The following is a 15,388-nucleotide window of genomic DNA, read 5'->3' as shown; positions in this document are numbered from 1 at the left end:
CCCGGCACGCTGCATCGCGGCACGACCAGCCGTGCCCCACGTCCCCGGCTAGTCGTGCGGAACGCTGATCCAGCGATAGATCTGGCCGTCGCGCAGCTCGATCTCGGCAGGGCGGGCCGGCGTACGGGTCAGCTCGGCCAACGCCTTGGTGCGCGCGCGGGTCGTGAGGCCGGACTCATGGGTCCAGTGCACGTACGGGTGCACGAGGACTCGCACGCGGTCCCAGTCGGACCGCGTGATCGCATCGAGGACCTCCTGCACCGGATCCATCAGTCGAGGCAGAATTCGTTGCCCTCGGGGTCGCGCATCGTGATGAAGCCGAGCTCCATCGGCGGCTCGGGCTCGACACGGTAGGCCCGCGTGGCGCCCAAGGCCTCGAGTCGATCGGCCTCTGCCTCGAGGACCTCCATCCGGCACTCACCATCGGTGCCCGGCACGCGGACGTCGAGGTGCACGCGGTTCTTGACCGCCTTGCCCTCGGGGACGCGCTGGAAGAAGACGCGCGGCCGCCCGTCGGCCACGATCGCCGACTTGGAGTTCCACTCGCTCTCGGGCACGCCGAACGCTGCCAGCGCGGCCTCCCACGAGTCGAACCCCTCGGGTGGGGCCTGGACCTCGTAGCCCAGCGCCGCGGCCCAGAACGTCGCGAGCGTGCCGGGATCGGCGCAGTCGAACGTGATCTGCACTTCGTTGCTCATGCGGCCCACTCTCCCGCGGGCCACCGACAGATACCAGTGCAAGGATCACGTCATGACGGTTCTGGGAGTGGACGGGTGCCGGTCAGGCTGGGTCGGCGTGCTGTTGGGCACGACGACGCAGGTCCTCGTCGCGCCGACGATCGAGGCCCTGGTCGACCTGGCGGGACGCGTCGAGGCCGTCGCGATCGACATCCCGATCGACCTGCCGACCACCGAGCCGCGCAACGTCGAGCGGCTCGCGCGCGCACGGCTGCCGGGACGGGCGTCGACAGTGTTCAACGCGCCCGCCTCTGACGTGCTGGATGCCCCGGACTACCACGCGGGCAACGCCGCGAACCGAGCCGCGCTGGGCCTGGGGCTGAGCAAGCAGACGTGGTACCTCGTGCCCAAGATCCGAGAGGTCCGTGACTGGCTCGCCGGGCGGTCGGGCGTCCCGGTCGTCGAGGCCCACCCTGAAGTGTGCTTCGCCGCGATGAACGGCGGCGTCGTCATCGACGGGAAGACCACTGCCGCAGGCGAGGCCGCCCGAGTGCGCCTGCTCGCCGACCACGGCATCGAGGTCACCGCCACCCCGCGCCGCGGTGTGGCAGTCGACGACGTCCTCGATGCCGCGGCCACGGCCTGGACCGCCCGCCGCGTGGCCGACGGAGTCGCCGAGCGGCTGCCCGCGGAGCCCCGCGAGCAGCTCAGCCCGGCGATCTGGGTCTGACCTCACCCCTCAGGGCGGTGGGTTGATCGGCCTTCCACGCCTCCGAAGGCCGACCAGGCCACCGCCCAGCAGGGCGTAGGCCGCCCAGGTCACCGCCCAGCAGGGCGTACGCCGACCAGGTCACCGCCCCGCGTCAGACGAACTCGACGCCTTGCGCCAGCGGAAGCTCCGTGGAGTAGTTGACCGTGTTGGTCGACCGGCGCATGTAGGCGCGCCACGCGTCGGAGCCCGACTCACGGCCTCCGCCGGTCTCCTTCTCGCCGCCGAACGCCCCGCCGATCTCAGCACCCGAAGGACCGATGTTGACGTTGGCGATGCCGCAGTCGGAGCCGACGACCGACACGAACAGCTCGGCCTCGCGCACGTCGAGGGTGAAGATCGACGACGACAGCCCCTGCGCGACCTCGTTGTGCAGCGCGAGCGCCTCGTCGAGGTCGGTGTAGGTCAGGACGTAGAGCAACGGCGCGAAGGTCTCGGTCTTCACGATGTCGGTCTGCTTGGGCATGTCGATGATGGCCGGGTGGACGTAGTGCCCCTCGCCCTCGACGTCGGCTGCTGTCCCGCCCGTGACGAGCTCACCACCATCGGCCTTGGCCTGCTCGACGGCAGCGCCGAACGCCTCGAACGCCGGCTGGTCGACCAGAGGCCCGACCAAGGTCGAGGCCTCCAAGGGCGACCCGATCGGCAGCGTCTCGTAGGCGGCCTTGAGGCGAGCCACAAGATCGTCCTTGATCGACTCGTGCACGATGATGCGGCGCAGGGAGGTGCAGCGCTGACCCGCGGTGCCGACGGCGGAGAACACGATGCCGCGCACCGCGAGGTCGAGGTCCGCCGAGGGCGCGACGATCGCGGCGTTGTTGCCGCCGAGCTCCAGGAGCGTACGTCCGAGGCGGGCCGCGACCCGGGGCGCGACCTCCTTGCCCATGCGCGTGGAGCCGGTCGCCGAGATCAGCGGCACGCGCGGGTCGTCGACCAGCACCTCACCGATCTCACGGTCGCCGAGCAGCACGGCGGAGAGTCCCTCGGGCACGCCTGCGCGACGTGCGGCCTCAGCGGCCAGCGCCTGGCAGCCGAGAGCCGTCAGGAGCGTCTTCTCGGAGGGCTTCCAGACGACGGCGTCGCCGCACACGAACGCCAGCGCGGCGTTCCACGACCAGACGGCGACCGGGAAGTTGAACGCCGAGATGACACCGACCACGCCCAGCGGGTGCCACTGCTCCATCATGCGGTGGCCCGGGCGCTCCGTGGCGATCGTCAGGCCGTGCAGCTGGCGCGACAGCCCGACGGCCAGGTCACAGATGTCGATCATCTCCTGGACCTCACCAAGCCCCTCGGACACGATCTTGCCGGCCTCGATCGACACCAGAGCGCCGAGATCGTCCTTGTGCTCGCGCAGCAGCTCACCGAGCTCGCGGACGAACTGTCCACGTACGGGTGCAGGCACGCTGCGCCACTGCTCGAACGCCGACTGGGCGCGGCCGATGACCTCGGCCGCCTCGTCAGCGGTGTGGGCACGCAGGCGACCGATCTCCGCGCCGTCGATCGGCGAGCGGCAGACCAGGTCGCCGTCGGCGACGAAGGGGTCACCGGCGCCGAGGCGGTCGAGGATGTCGTGCGTACGGGTGGCGATGTCGGTCATGTCAGACCTCTCCCTGCTCGGCGAAGTGGCGCCCGGCCTGTGTCGAGAACAGCTGCTCGAGCGTGATGTCTTCCTGCTTGATGAAACCGGAGTGCGGCAGCGCACCGTCGGCGACGAGCTCGACGACACTGACGGCTGATGCCGCCGTGGTCCAGGAGATCGCCCGCCAGATGCGCCCGGAGATGTCGAGCGGCTTGTAGGCGCGCACGTGGTTCTCGCGGAACGGGTGTCCGTTCTTGACCCCTTCGACGGCAGCGTGGATGAACACGACGTCGTCGTTGACCGGCGGCTTGGAGTCGACCAGCATCTTGCCCACGAGCTCGCGCTGCTCGCGCAGGTTGAGCTCGTCGAACAGGAAGTGCATCTGGTCGAAGTGACCGGGATAGCGCAACGTCTTGTAGTCGAGCCGGTGGACCCGGCCCTCGTACGTCTCGCACATCGTGCCGAGCCCGCCTGAGGTCAGCGCGGCCTCGAGCTCGATGCCGCCGATGAACACGCGCTCCTTCTCGGTCATCGCCGGAACCATCTGCCGGTTGCCCGAGCGGAGCACCTCGCAGTCGTTGAGGTACTCGTTGACGACGCCTTCGGGCGACCAGTTGATCGCGTAGCCGAGCAGCCCCGTGGGGTTCTGCGGCAACGCGCCGACCTTGAGCTCGATCGACCGGATCTCGGCGAACGTCTTCGCGATCGAGGCACCGATGATGCCGATCAGGCCGGGAGCGAGGCCGCACTGCGGGGCGAACGCCGCTCCGGCGCCGCCCGACGTGCTCTGCTCCGCGAGCTCGATGACGCGATTGGTCGTCGGGACGTCCTCGGTCAGGTCGAAGTAGTGGGTGCCGGCGTCGTACGCGGCCTCGGCCACGTCGATGTTGAGGTGGTAGGGCAGGCACGAGACGACGGCATCGACCCCGCGCAGCGACTCCCTGAGCCCTGCGGTGTCCTGCACGTCGAGCGGCTTGACCTCGAAGCCGAGATCGTCACGGGGTGCCGAGTCGTATCCGATGACCTTGAAGCCCGACTCCCCCAGCATGACGGCGACGAGCTCGCCGACCTTGCCGAGTCCGAACACCGCGACCTGGTTGATGATGCGCGCCACGAATCCTCCTCACGACCACGATGGATCTCACCGCGGTCCGACGTACGCCGAGGGGTGGTCGGCGACTCCCCGAGCGTATCGCGCCCGAGCCGCATCTACTGTACCGGCCGGTGCAGTGATCTACGGCACGTCGGCGGAGAGCCGGTCTAGTCGACGTCGACCCAGTCGAGAGTCCGGGCCACGGCCTTCTTCCACTGGCCGTACCCGGCCTCGCGCTGCTCGTCGTCCCACTGCGGCTCCCACCGCTTGGACTCGTCCCAGTTCTCGCGGAGCTCGTCCGTCGACCTCCAGAAACCGACCGCGAGCCCGGCTGCGTACGCCGCGCCGAGGGCGGTCGTCTCGGCGACGACCGGGCGGCTGACGGCGACGCCGAGGACGTCGGACTGGATCTGCATGCACAGCTCGTTGGCCGTGACACCGCCATCGACCTTGAGCACCTCGAGCACCACGCCGGAGTCCTTCGCCATGGCCTCCGCGACGTCGCGCGACTGGTAGCAGATCGCCTCGAGGGTCGCGCGCGCCAGATGGGCGTTGGTGTTGAACCGCGACAGGCCGACGATCGCGCCTCGGGCGTCCGACCGCCAGTAGGGCGCGAACAGGCCCGAGAAGGCCGGAACGAAGTAGACACCACCGTTGTCCTCGACCTGGCCGGCCAAGGCCTCGGACTGGGCCGCGCCCGAGATGATCCCGAGCTGGTCGCGCAGCCACTGCACCGCGGACCCGGTCACCGCGATCGAGCCCTCGAGCGCGTAGACGGGCTCGTCGTCGCCGAACTGGTAGCAGACCGTGGACAACAGTCCCGCGTTGCTGCGGACGAGCTCGGTGCCGGTGTTGAGCAGCATGAAGTTGCCCGTGCCGTACGTGTTCTTGGCCTCGCCGGGTGCGAAGCAGACCTGCCCCACGGTTGCCGCCTGCTGGTCGCCGAGGATTCCGGTGATCGGCACCTCGCCACCGAACGGGCCGTTCTCGAGCGTCAGGCCGTACGGCTCCTTGGTCGAGGACGGCTTGATCTCCGGCAGCATCGCCCGCGGGATGTCGAAGAACCCGAGGAGCTCGTCGTCCCACTCGAGCGTCTCGAGGTCCATCAACATCGTGCGGCTGGCGTTGGTGGGGTCGGTGACGTGCACCCCGCCGTTGCGGCCACCCGTGAGGTTCCAGATGACCCAGCTGTCGGTGTTGCCGAAGAGCGCCTCACCCTTCTCGGCCGCCTCCCGCACGCCGTCGACGTTCTCGAGGATCCACTGGATCTTGCCGCCCGAGAAGTACGTCGCCGGCGGGAGCCCGGCCTTGCGGCGGATGATGTCACCGCGCTCGTCGCGGTCGAGGGCACTGGCGATGCGGTCCGTGCGCGTGTCCTGCCACACGATGGCGTTGTAGTAGGGCCGGCCGGTGTTCTTGTTCCACACCACCGTCGTCTCGCGCTGGTTCGTGATGCCCAGCGCAGCCAGGTCCTCGGAGCCGAGGCCGGCCTTCGTCAGGGCGGTCTGGATGACCGCCGACGTACGCTCCCAGATCTCGGCGGGATTGTGCTCGACCCAACCAGCCTGCGGCATGATCTGCTCGTGCTCGAGCTGGTGCCGGGCCACCTCGCTGCCGCTGTGGTCGAAGATCATGAAGCGGGTGCTGGTCGTGCCCTGGTCGATCGAACCTACGTAGTCAGCCATCCTGACGCCTTTCACTGGTGGTCCTGCAGTTGTCAGTGTGCTTGACCAGGTCCACTCGCGCCGACAACCGCGCGATCGACCCCGCGCTGGGCCGGGTCCTGCCGCCGGAGCGGACCGTCCCGGCGGCAGGACCCACGGCTAGCTGGGGATCGTCTGGCCCGCAGCCCGGTTGGCGGCGGACACGACAGCCCGCAGCGACGCCGTGACGATGTTGCTGTGGATGCCGACTCCCCACACGGTCTCGCCGGCCACGTCGCACTCGACGTAGGCGGCCGCCTGGGTCGTCGCACCCTCGCTGGCCGGGGCCAGGGCGTGCTCGGAGTAGTCGAGCAGGCTGATGTCGGCGCCGGCCTGCCGGAGGCTGTCGACGAATGCCGCGACCGGCCCGTTGCCCTCGCCCCTGAACTCCTTGACCTCACCACGCACCCGCAGCATCACCAGCTGCTGGTCGCCGCCGTCCTCTGCTGTGACCGAGCTGTAGCTCTGCAGGTCGTACGGCTCGTCCGCGTCGAGGTACTCGCGCTCGAACGCCGCCCAGATCGCGCTGGGCTCGATCTCGCCGGCCTCGCCCTCGGTGAGCTCCTGCACGACCTGGCTGAACTCGATCTGGAGCCTGCGCGGCAGGTCGAGCTGGTGGTCGTTCTTGAGGATGTAGGCGACGCCGCCCTTGCCCGACTGGCTGTTGACCCGGATGACCGCCTCGTACGTCCGTCCGACGTCCTTGGGGTCGATCGGCAGGTAGGGCACCTCCCACTGGACGTCGTCGACGTCCTTGCCGGCATCTGCGGCGTCCTTGGCCAGCGCCTCGAGACCCTTCTTGATCGCGTCCTGGTGCGAGCCGCTGAATGCCGTGTAGACCAGGTCACCACCGTACGGGTGCCGCTCCGGCACCGGCAGCTCGTTGCAGTACTCCACCGTCCGGCGGATCGCGTCGATGTCGCTGAAGTCGATCTGCGGGTCGATGCCCTGGCTGAACAGGTTGAGGCCGAGGGTCACCAGGCACACGTTGCCGGTGCGCTCGCCGTTGCCGAACAGGCAGCCTTCGATGCGGTCCGCCCCGGCGAGGTAGCCGAGCTCAGCGGCCGCGACACCCGTGCCGCGGTCGTTGTGCGGGTGCAGGGACAGCACGATGCTGTCGCGCCGCGGCAGGTGCCGGTTCATCCACTCGATCGAGTCGGCGTAGACATTGGGAGTGGCCATCTCGACGGTCGCCGGCAGGTTGATGATCAACGGCCAGTCGGGCGTCGGGTCGATGACCTCGATGACCCGGCTGCACACCTCGAGCGCGTAGTCGAGCTCGGTGCCGGTGTAGGACTCCGGGGAGTACTCGTAGGAGATCTTGGTGTCCGGCGTGTGGATCTCGGCGTACTTCATGCAGAGGCGAGCACCCTGCGTCGCGATGTCGGTGATGCCGTCCCGGTCGAGCCCGAACACGACGCGGCGCTGCAGGGTCGACGTCGAGTTGTAGAAGTGCACGATGGCCTGCTTGGCGCCGACGAGCGACTCGAAGGTGCGATCGATCAGGGGCTCGCGGCACTGGGTCAGGACCTGGATGACGACGTCGTCGGGGATGTGGTCGCCCTCGATCAGCTGCCGGACGAAGTCGAAGTCGGTCTGGCTCGCGCTGGGGAAGCCGACCTCGATCTCCTTGTAGCCCATGCGGACCAGGAGCTGGAACATCGCCAGCTTGCGGGCCGGTGTCATGGGGTCGATCAGGGCCTGGTTGCCGTCACGCAGGTCGACGGCGCACCAGCGGGGGGCCTGGGTGATCGTCCGGCCCGGCCAGGTGCGGTCGGGCAGCTCGATCGGCACGAACGGCTGGTAGCGCTCGAACGGCATGCCGCTGGGCTGTTGTGAAGTGGTGGCGTAGGTCGTCATGTGGATCCTCGGGATGCTTGTCTGGCTGGGAAGCGGCCGGTACGTGACAAACTCCGCGCCGAGGGGTCCGACCTAGAGGACCTCGACGCGGCAGCGAAGGAGCAGGCTGTTGATCCGCATGGTGCTGGGTACTTTATCAGCATGACGAGTGACACTGCGAAGGGTTCGTACGTCGAGCCCGGCAAGGCCTTCGACCGCGACATGAACTACATCCCCGACCGCATCACGCGTGACGGCCGTGACGGATGGCCGGTCGAGCCCGGGCGATATCGCCTGGTCGTCGCCCGCGCCTGCCCCTGGGCCAACCGGTCGATCATCGTGCATCGCCTGCTCGGCCTCGAGGACGCCATCTCGATCGGCTACTGCGGACCGACTCACGACGAGCGGAGCTGGACCTTCGACCTCGATCCAGGCGGCGTCGACCCGGTGCTGGGCATCGAACGGCTGCAGGAGGCGTACTTCAAGCGGTTCCCCGACTACCCACGCGGGATCACGGTGCCGGCGATGGTCGACGTGCCCACCGGCCAGGTCGTGACGAACGACTTCCCGTGGATCACGCACGACCTCGCGACCGAGTGGGTCGACTTCCACCGCGAAGGGGCCCCCGACCTCTGGCCTGCCGAGGTGCGGGACGAGATGACCGAGGTCATGCAGCGGATCTTCACCGAGGTCAACAACGGGGTCTACCGGTGCGGGTTCGCCGGGTCGCAGGAGGCGTACGACGCCGCGTACGACCGGCTGTTCGTGGCGCTCGACTGGCTCGAGGACCGGCTCGCGACCCGTCGGTTCCTCATGGGCGAGACGATCACGGAGGCCGACGTCCGCCTGTTCACGACGCTGGCGCGGTTCGACGCGGTCTACCACGGGCACTTCAAGTGCAACCGGCAGAAGCTCACCGAGATGCCGGTCCTGTGGGCGTACGCCCGAGACCTGTTCCAGACCCCGGGATTCGGCGACACCACCGACTTCGAGCAGATCAAGCAGCACTACTACGTCGTCCAGTCCGACATCAACCCGACGCGGGTGGTGCCCCAAGGGCCCGACCCGGCAGTCTGGCTGACCCCTCACGGTCGCGAGGAGCTCGGCGGCAGGCCGTTCGGTGACGGCACCCCACCGCCCCAGCTCTAGGTCGCGGTGAGCGGTCCGCTGGGTACGTAGGCCCGGCGTCCGGCGAGGGACCGGGGCAGGGCGACCGCGCGCCACCGCTCCGCGCGGGACGCGCCGCCGGCAAGCGACGCGACGACCGCCCGCAGGTCGTAGGTGCCGTCGCCGTCCATCGCCGCCGAGCGCGCGAAGCGGGACCGCTCGACCCGCAGCAGCAGCCGTTCCAGCGCCTCGCGGTCGATCCCATCGCGGCCACCGAGGTGAGAGATGAATCCCCGGGGTGTGTCGGTGGGCGAGAAGGGCAGCCCGTAGTCGCGCGCGGTGTCCTCGAGCTCGCGCCAGAGCGGCTCGACGGACGCGCCCGCCCGGCTGAGCCTCCAGCGGCGCCGGGCCGATCTCAACAGGGCCGGAAGGCCGAGGAGCGCGACGAGCGCCACGGTCGTGACCAGGGCCGTGCGGGGCGCGGTCCTCTCCGCCGTCGACGCCGCGGGCGCGGCGGTGTCGACGCTGCCGTCCTGCTCACGCACCGAGGGGTTGTTGGTGCTGGGCACCTCGCCGTCGTCGGTCTCGGACGTCGGTGAGCCCGGCTCCCTGAACGACGTGGGCGAGCCGACGCTCGGCGTCGGCTCGAAGTTGATCCAGCCGACGCCCTCGAAGTAGATCTCGGTCCACGCGTGCAGGTCGTCCGACGTCGCCTCGTACTGGTTCTGGCCGTCCTTGACCCCGACGACGCTGCCCGGCGCGTAGCCGACCGCGATGCGGGAGGGAATGCCGAGCGTCCTGGCCATGACGGCCATCGCCGACGAGAAGTGCACGCAGTAGCCGGACTTCTTCTCGAGGAACTCCGCGATCACGTCGATCCCGTTGCCGTCGTACCCGTCGGCGACCGGTGCGGTCTCGGAGTACGTGAACGAGCCGGTCTGGCGAAGGTGGTCCTGCAGAGCGATGACCTGGTCGTACTGGTTCGTCGCCCCTTCGGTCACCCGCCGGGCCGTGTCCCCGATGATCGCCGGCACCTTGTCGGGAAGATCGGTCTCCAGCTTCAGCAACAGCTCGGACCCGGCCGGCAGCGCCCGCATCTGGTTGGCGGTCGGCTGGATGTCCAGGCTCGTGACGGAGTACTTCTGGCCGCGGGTGTTGTCGGTGCGTGACGTCATCGTGAGACCGAGCCCCGGGTCCCAATTCCCTTCGAGGCCGGTGACCTTCTCCAACGGGTACGGCACCGGCAGCATCGTCGTGCGGAGCTGGCGGATCGTGATGGTCGTCGACTCCTTGTTGACCTTGATCCGGGGGTCGATCATGTCGGCACCCTCGCGCGCTCGGTAGCCGCCCGCGGAGCCCGGCTTCCACGTCTTGCCCGAGAAGTCCCGGAGCGTGGCGACCTTGAGGTAGGGCGCGTCCGGCAGGCCGGTCGTGTAGGTCAACGCCGTGGTGGTGCCGTTGCGGCGCAGGTTCTGCCCGAGCTCGAGCATCGGGTTGATGCCGCGCCCGAAGACGGCGGGAGGCGGCTTGCCCCACGACGTCGCCACGGCGCTGACGTCGGGCGAGATGATCGGGAACGCCACCGATGCAGCCAGAGCCGCCGTCGCGAGGACGAGGGCGGGACCGCGCTGCCCCCGAGCCACCGATCCACCGAGGCCCGTGCGTGACCGCAGGATCAGCAGCCACAGCGCCGCGACGACGACGAACAACCACACCGACGGGGTGTCCCCCGAGATCAGGGCAGGGGTGGCAAAGACCGCCAGCAGCAACAGGCCGATCCCAGAGGCGGCGTGTCGGCGCTGGAGCAGGACGTCGGCGACGATCACGAGCAGCCCGAACGAGCTGGCCATGACCAGCACGACCGGTTCGGCCGCGGCGACCGGCGCCTGCTCCTCGATGATGATCTCCTGTGCCGCCGAGGCCAGGTTGCCGAGCTCGCGGAACGTGTCGAAGGTCGGCACGACGACCATCAGGGTCTCCGGCACGAAGATCCAGGCCAGGGCCAGCAGCTCGACCACGATCGCTATGGGCGCGACCCACCGCAGGCCCACGGCTCGCAGCACCGCGCAGGCGAGGCCCGTGAGCGCCGCCACGAGGATCGTCGTGACCCACCAGTCGTTGCCGGCGATGATGCTGCGGAACCCCGAGAGCAGCGCGGCGAGTGCCACGCCGATCACGACGTGGTCGAACCAGGTGTCGCGGGCCGTGCGGACCGCGCGCTGTGTCGATGCCTCAGCCCGCAGCATGCGCACGCGCCCCGTCGAACTCGGCCCACGACGCGGCGACGTCGTCGTTCGGGCGATAGGTCACGAGTCGCCAGCGGGCGTCCTCCAGGACAGCCAAGGCCTCCGGCGGTGTGTGCGCCTCGACCAGGGCGAGCACGGCGCGCGACGTCGCCAGCGTTGCTGCCCACTGGACGGCGCGATCGACGCTGACCCGCCCGAGCACGACGAACGCGGCACGCTCCGGGGTCACGTGCCGGTCGTGGTCCTCCTCCTGCGGCTCGACCACCGCCAGGTCGACCATCGCGTCCTCGAGCGTGTCCTGGCCATCGGCGATGAACCTGTCGACGGAGGTCCCGTTGGACTGCAGGACCACCACGTATCCGGCCTTGACCAGGTGGGCCGTGATCGAGGCGGCCGCGACGACGCACCACTCGAACGTCGCCGAGTACTCCCAGTCGCCCTGCCGGTCGCGGGCCGTGCCCTGGCTCATCGGTTCGCAGTCGACGAGCACGGCAGCGCGGGGCGTGAGCTGCTGCTCCTCCTGGCGCACCATCAGCTCGCCGCGGTGGGCGGTCGCCTTCCAGTGCAACCGCTTCATGGCGTCGCCGGGCATGTAGCTGCGCGCGATGACGTCGTCCTCTCCGAGGCCGACGTGCTGCGGTGCAGGACGAGTCGCACCGTCCTCGCTCGTCCCCCGCGGGGCGATGGGGCGCAGCTCGTGACGCTTCGGCAGCACGGTCAGCATCTCCGGGCTGCCGAAACGGTGGCGGCGGAAGACCAGGCCGAACGGGTCCATCACGTTGACCCGAAGCGGCCCGATCGGGTGGCGACCGCGGCGCAGGCCCTGCAGGGCGTACGAGAACGAGACGCGGGAGTCGGTGCCGTGGCTCCCGCCGAGGGCGGGCAACGTGCCGGCGGCGTCGCCGGAGATGCCGTGGGGCAGGTCGTCCGACCACTTCGCCTCGAGGCACGGCAGCACCGACAGGTTCGTGATGCGCACCGTGGCCCGCGACATCTGCCCCGGAGGAACGACCTGCGGGGCGAACGAGCGCTCGATCCGTACGCGGGAGTGGCCCGCGAAGACGTAGACCGCCGAGAACAGCACCAGCGCGAGCAGCAGGCCCGTGACGTAGAGCAGGGCGGGGAGGGAGAGGATCGGGGCCGCGGCGAAGGCGACGACAGCGGTCAGGAGGAAGCCGATGCCGCGCGGGGTGAGCACGACCGAGCTTGCGGCCATCTTCAGGCGACCGGCGGGGCTGGCAGGGGTCACGGGAGTCAGCTCGGCTGGACGGCGCCGGCCGGGACCGGCGTCTCGGCGACGATGCGGTCGACGACGTCCTCGACGCTGGCAGCTCCCCGCATCGGGATCAGGCGGTGGGGCAGCACGACGGGCACCAGCGCGTCGATGTCGTCGGGCAGGACGTAGTCGCGGCCCTGCACCGCGGCGCGGGCCTTGGCGGCCCGGACGAGCTGCAGCGTGGCCCGTGGGCTCGCGCCGAGACGGAGATCGGCGTTGACGCGCGTCGCCTGGACGATGTCGACCGCGTACTGCTCGACCGACGGGGACACGTAGATCGCCCTGGCGGCAGCGATCATGGCCTGCACGTCCTCGATCGAGGCGACCGGCTCGAGGTCGTCGAACGGGTTCTCGGCATCACGGCCCTGCACCATCGCCAGCTCGGCGGAGGGATCGGGGTAGCCCATCGAGATGCGCGCCATGAAGCGGTCTCGCTGCGCCTCCGGCAGGGCGTACGTGCCCTCCATCTCGTAGGGGTTCTGCGTCGCCACGACCGTGAAGGGGCTGGCCAGCACGTACGTCGTGCCGTCGACCGTCACCTGGCGCTCCTCCATCGCCTCGAGGAGGGCCGACTGGGTCTTGGGCGACGCGCGGTTGATCTCGTCGCCGATCACGATGTTGGCGAACACCGCTCCGGGCTTGAACTCGAACTCGCGGTCGGCCTGGTTGTAGACCGAGACACCGGTGATGTCGGACGGCAGCAGGTCAGGGGTGAACTGGATGCGCCGGACCGAGCAGCTGACCGAGCGGCCCAGGGCCTTGGCGAGGACGGTCTTGCCGACTCCGGGAACATCCTCGATGAGGAGATGTCCTTCGGCGAGGAAGACGACCAAGGCGGCCTCAGCGGCCTCGGGCTTGCCGTCGATGACCCTCTCGATGTTGGCGAGGATCCCGCGCGCAACCGTCTGGAACTCCATACGTGATGGTAGTCATACCGGGTCAAATGCGCAGGGGTGTTCGGTTGAACATTCACTCGGTGTTCGCCCGGTCGTGCCGGCCTTCAGGGCAGGTACGCGGCCTTCAGCCCGAGCTCCGCGGTGGCGCCCGGAACGGTCGTCACGGTGACCTCGACCCGGTCGGCGCTGCCGACGTCGTGGTGCGGTCCGCCCGTGAAGCTCAGTCCCTTCTCGCCCGGTCGCATGGAGAACCGCTGCACCCCGGCCTTCAGCGCGCCCTTCTTGGGGCTCCACGACCACGTGCCCACGACCTGGTCTCCGGCATGCGCGGTCACGTCGAAGCGTACGAACGGCGCCGGGTCCACGACGTCGAGCAGCACGCGCACGGCCTCCAACCCCTCGACCGGGAACGCGACGCCGCCGCCCGACGTGAAGCGACAGTTGATCTTGTCGGAGTCCTTGTCGTCGGCTCGCAGCGTCGCCTGGCCGCCGCTGCCCACCGGCTTCATGTCCTGGGCGCCGATGACGACGAACGTCCGAGCCTTCACCAACGGGGCCGACACCCGCGTCGGCGGGCGTCCGCTCGCGTTGCGGACGCGCTGCGAGAGCTCGGGGCTGGCGGAGGCCACGACGAGCGTCCAGGCGTTCGACAACGGCTCGACGTGGTGGGCGTAGAGGCCCGCACCGTCGAGCATCTCCTTGAGCCGGGCGACGTCGAACACGGACAGATGTCCCCAGGTGCTCTCGAGCCGGCCGTGGAGCGGGACCGAGAACAACAGGTCGGCGCCCTCGGGCAGGGCGTCCGCCAACGTGCGCAGGGCGCGTTCTGCGTCGTCGACGTGCTCCAGGACCTCGCAGCAGATCATCAGGTTCGCACCCGTGCCCGCGACCTTTTCGGGCGTCAGGTCGAACAGGTCGCCGATCTCCAGCTCGATGGGTGTCTCCGAGAGCCCGTTCGCCGCGAACAGGCCGTGCGCCGACTTCAGGTAGCCCTGGACGACGTCGATGCCGTGATAGGCCGCGATCCCCCGTTCCTTGATGAGCTGCGCGGCGAGGTAGCCACGGCCGAACCCGACGTCGAACACGCGATCGCCGGGCTGGGCGAAGTCCATCGTCCGGCGGTAGCGAAGGCGGTTGACCCTGCTCTCGGGGACCGTCATCGATCCGGGCTTGGCATGGTGGTTGAGCAGGGCGATCGTGTCGTCCGCGTACGCGTGCCACGCGTCCAGCTCGTGCTGGAACACCTGTCGCGCGCCGAGGCGGCTGAGCCGCTCGTGCGCGTCGACCAACAGCCAGCCGGCGGCGACGGCCGCGGCCTCGGTCGGATCCGCCACCTGGCGCTCGAGCTCGCCGCTGCCCACGCCTGCCGGATCGACGACTCGCAGCCAACGGCCGGGGACGTCGCGGACTGCCGCCCCGCGCCCGGCCGTCGGGACCGGACGTCCTGTCAGGAGTGACCACGCGCTCCGCAGCAACGCCACCAGGGCCTCGTCGCGCGGCGCCGGGAGGACTCCGATGATCCTGCGGGCGAGCTTGCGTGCACGGCCTCGGGCTCCGGACCCACGTGGTGACATGTGCAGTGACTCTAGGGCAGGCGCCGTCACGCCCTCGACTGGCACGCCGTTGCTGCACCGGCGGCCGTCGGTGGGATCGTGACAGCGTGCGCCGACCGGTAGCGTCACCCTCGTGAGCCGCCTGCTGATCGTGCACCACTCCCCCACCGCGAACCTGCAGCGGATCACCCAAGCGGTGGTGACCGGCGCCTCGGACGAGCTCATCCACGGTGTCGAGGTGGTCGTGCGGCCCGCCCTGCAGGCAGGCGCCGAGGACGTGCTGGCTGCCGACGCGTACCTGCTGGGGACGTCGGCGAACTTCGGCTACATGAGCGGCGCCTTGAAGCACTTCTTCGACACGATCTTCCTCGAGGCCGGCGGATCGCTCGCCGAGGACGGATCGGCTGGTCGGGGTGCCGGGGGCCGGAAACCGTACGGGCTGTGGGTGCACGGCCGGTACGACACGACCGGCGCTGTCCGCTCGGTCCAGAGCATCGTGCAGGCCCTGTCGTGGACGCAGTCGGCAGACGTCCTCGAGATCATGGGTGACGTCACCGACGCCGACCTCGAGGCGGCCCGCGACCTCGGCGGGACGTTGGCAGCGCTGCTCATGGACTGATGCCGCTTGACCCGCGCGGGACACTGGA

At 69.7% G+C, this 15,388-nt stretch carries 13 protein-coding genes; 3 read left to right on the top strand and 10 right to left on the bottom strand.

Annotated features, from left to right (window positions below; all coding sequences use genetic code 11):
• Window positions 1–48: 48 nt before the first annotated feature.
• Window positions 49–270 (bottom strand): hypothetical protein, encoded by a 222-nt coding sequence (locus tag AB0N22_RS02240; RefSeq protein ID WP_364635495.1) that lies wholly within the window; start codon window positions 268–270, stop codon window positions 49–51.
• Complete coding sequence (locus tag AB0N22_RS02235) at window positions 270–698, bottom strand: VOC family protein (RefSeq protein ID WP_364635492.1); 429 nt, start codon at window positions 696–698, stop codon at window positions 270–272. The genes AB0N22_RS02240 and AB0N22_RS02235 overlap by 1 nt, the downstream gene beginning before the upstream one ends.
• A gap of 52 nt (window positions 699–750) precedes the next feature.
• Between AB0N22_RS02235 and AB0N22_RS02230 the strand changes: the two genes are divergently transcribed.
• Window positions 751–1,407 (top strand): DUF429 domain-containing protein, encoded by a 657-nt coding sequence (locus AB0N22_RS02230; RefSeq protein WP_364635489.1) that lies wholly within the window; start codon window positions 751–753, stop codon window positions 1,405–1,407.
• A 133-nt stretch (window positions 1,408–1,540) separates the two neighbouring features.
• Here AB0N22_RS02230 and AB0N22_RS02225 read toward each other — a convergent pair whose 3' ends face one another.
• The 4 genes from AB0N22_RS02225 to leuA form a co-directional block, all read right to left on the bottom strand.
• A complete protein-coding gene (locus AB0N22_RS02225) occupies window positions 1,541–3,046 on the bottom strand; it encodes an aldehyde dehydrogenase family protein (RefSeq protein WP_364635486.1) in 1,506 nt (501 codons plus the stop codon).
• 1 nt (window position 3,047) lies between these two features.
• Window positions 3,048–4,142 carry a saccharopine dehydrogenase C-terminal domain-containing protein gene (locus AB0N22_RS02220; protein ID WP_364635484.1) on the bottom strand — a complete coding sequence of 365 codons (1,095 nt, stop codon included), beginning with the start codon at window positions 4,140–4,142 and terminating at the stop codon, window positions 3,048–3,050.
• 146 nt (window positions 4,143–4,288) lie between these two features.
• The gene (gene glpK, locus AB0N22_RS02215) at window positions 4,289–5,806 is read right to left on the bottom strand and encodes a glycerol kinase GlpK (RefSeq protein WP_364635481.1); all 1,518 of its coding nucleotides are present in this window, start codon (window positions 5,804–5,806) and stop codon (window positions 4,289–4,291) included.
• 138 nt (window positions 5,807–5,944) lie between these two features.
• The gene (gene leuA, locus AB0N22_RS02210) at window positions 5,945–7,684 is read right to left on the bottom strand and encodes a 2-isopropylmalate synthase (RefSeq protein WP_364635478.1); all 1,740 of its coding nucleotides are present in this window, start codon (window positions 7,682–7,684) and stop codon (window positions 5,945–5,947) included.
• Window positions 7,685–7,825: 141 nt separating this feature from the next.
• On the opposite strand from leuA, the gene AB0N22_RS02205 reads away from it, so the two are divergent.
• Entirely contained in the window at window positions 7,826–8,812 is a 987-nt protein-coding gene (locus AB0N22_RS02205; RefSeq protein WP_364635475.1) for a glutathione S-transferase C-terminal domain-containing protein, read from the top strand.
• Here AB0N22_RS02205 and AB0N22_RS02200 read toward each other — a convergent pair.
• The 4 genes from AB0N22_RS02200 to AB0N22_RS02185 all read right to left on the bottom strand — a co-directional run bounded on the left by AB0N22_RS02200 (window position 8,809) and on the right by AB0N22_RS02185 (window position 14,762).
• Window positions 8,809–11,016: a DUF3488 and transglutaminase-like domain-containing protein gene (locus tag AB0N22_RS02200; protein ID WP_364635472.1), complete on the bottom strand. Its 2,208-nt coding sequence runs from the start codon at window positions 11,014–11,016 to the stop codon at window positions 8,809–8,811. The genes AB0N22_RS02205 and AB0N22_RS02200 overlap by 4 nt on opposite strands.
• On the bottom strand, window positions 11,003–12,265 hold the full coding sequence (locus AB0N22_RS02195; RefSeq protein WP_364635469.1) for a DUF58 domain-containing protein: 1,263 nt from the start codon (window positions 12,263–12,265) through the stop codon (window positions 11,003–11,005). Before AB0N22_RS02195 ends, AB0N22_RS02200 begins: the two co-directional genes overlap by 14 nt.
• Window positions 12,266–12,270: 5 nt before the next feature.
• Complete coding sequence (locus AB0N22_RS02190; RefSeq protein ID WP_364635467.1) at window positions 12,271–13,209, bottom strand: AAA family ATPase; 939 nt, start codon at window positions 13,207–13,209, stop codon at window positions 12,271–12,273.
• Between the two features lie 83 nt (window positions 13,210–13,292).
• A complete protein-coding gene (locus tag AB0N22_RS02185; RefSeq protein WP_364635464.1) occupies window positions 13,293–14,762 on the bottom strand; it encodes a class I SAM-dependent methyltransferase in 1,470 nt (489 codons plus the stop codon).
• Between the two features lie 112 nt (window positions 14,763–14,874).
• On the opposite strand from AB0N22_RS02185, the gene AB0N22_RS02180 reads away from it, so the two are divergent.
• Window positions 14,875–15,360, top strand: coding sequence for a flavodoxin family protein (locus AB0N22_RS02180; protein ID WP_364635462.1), 486 nt, complete (start codon window positions 14,875–14,877; stop codon window positions 15,358–15,360).
• Window positions 15,361–15,388: the final 28 nt, after the last annotated feature.

Source organism: Aeromicrobium sp. NPDC092404, from assembly GCF_040684095.1.
In the GTDB taxonomy this organism is placed as follows: Bacteria; Actinomycetota; Actinomycetes; order Propionibacteriales; family Nocardioidaceae; genus Aeromicrobium.
Note: the sequence above shows the minus strand (reverse complement) of the source record. Positions and strands in the feature narration are given on the sequence as shown.

Bases quoted from the DNA above. Each gene is read 5' to 3' on its own strand.
- AB0N22_RS02240 (WP_364635495.1), bottom strand. From the start codon at position 270: ATGGATCCGGTGCAGGAGGTCCTCGATGCGATCACGCGGTCCGACTGG.
- AB0N22_RS02235 (WP_364635492.1), bottom strand. From the start codon at position 698: ATGAGCAACGAAGTGCAGATCACGTTCGACTGCGCCGATCCCGGCACG.
- AB0N22_RS02230 (WP_364635489.1), top strand. From the start codon at position 751: ATGACGGTTCTGGGAGTGGACGGGTGCCGGTCAGGCTGGGTCGGCGTG.
- AB0N22_RS02225 (WP_364635486.1), bottom strand. From the start codon at position 3,046: ATGACCGACATCGCCACCCGTACGCACGACATCCTCGACCGCCTCGGC.
- glpK (WP_364635481.1), bottom strand. From the start codon at position 5,806: ATGGCTGACTACGTAGGTTCGATCGACCAGGGCACGACCAGCACCCGC.
- leuA (WP_364635478.1), bottom strand. From the start codon at position 7,684: ATGACGACCTACGCCACCACTTCACAACAGCCCAGCGGCATGCCGTTC.
- AB0N22_RS02205 (WP_364635475.1), top strand. From the start codon at position 7,826: ATGACGAGTGACACTGCGAAGGGTTCGTACGTCGAGCCCGGCAAGGCC.
- AB0N22_RS02200 (WP_364635472.1), bottom strand. From the start codon at position 11,016: ATGCTGCGGGCTGAGGCATCGACACAGCGCGCGGTCCGCACGGCCCGC.
- AB0N22_RS02190 (WP_364635467.1), bottom strand. From the start codon at position 13,209: ATGGAGTTCCAGACGGTTGCGCGCGGGATCCTCGCCAACATCGAGAGG.
- AB0N22_RS02185 (WP_364635464.1), bottom strand. From the start codon at position 14,762: ATGTCACCACGTGGGTCCGGAGCCCGAGGCCGTGCACGCAAGCTCGCC.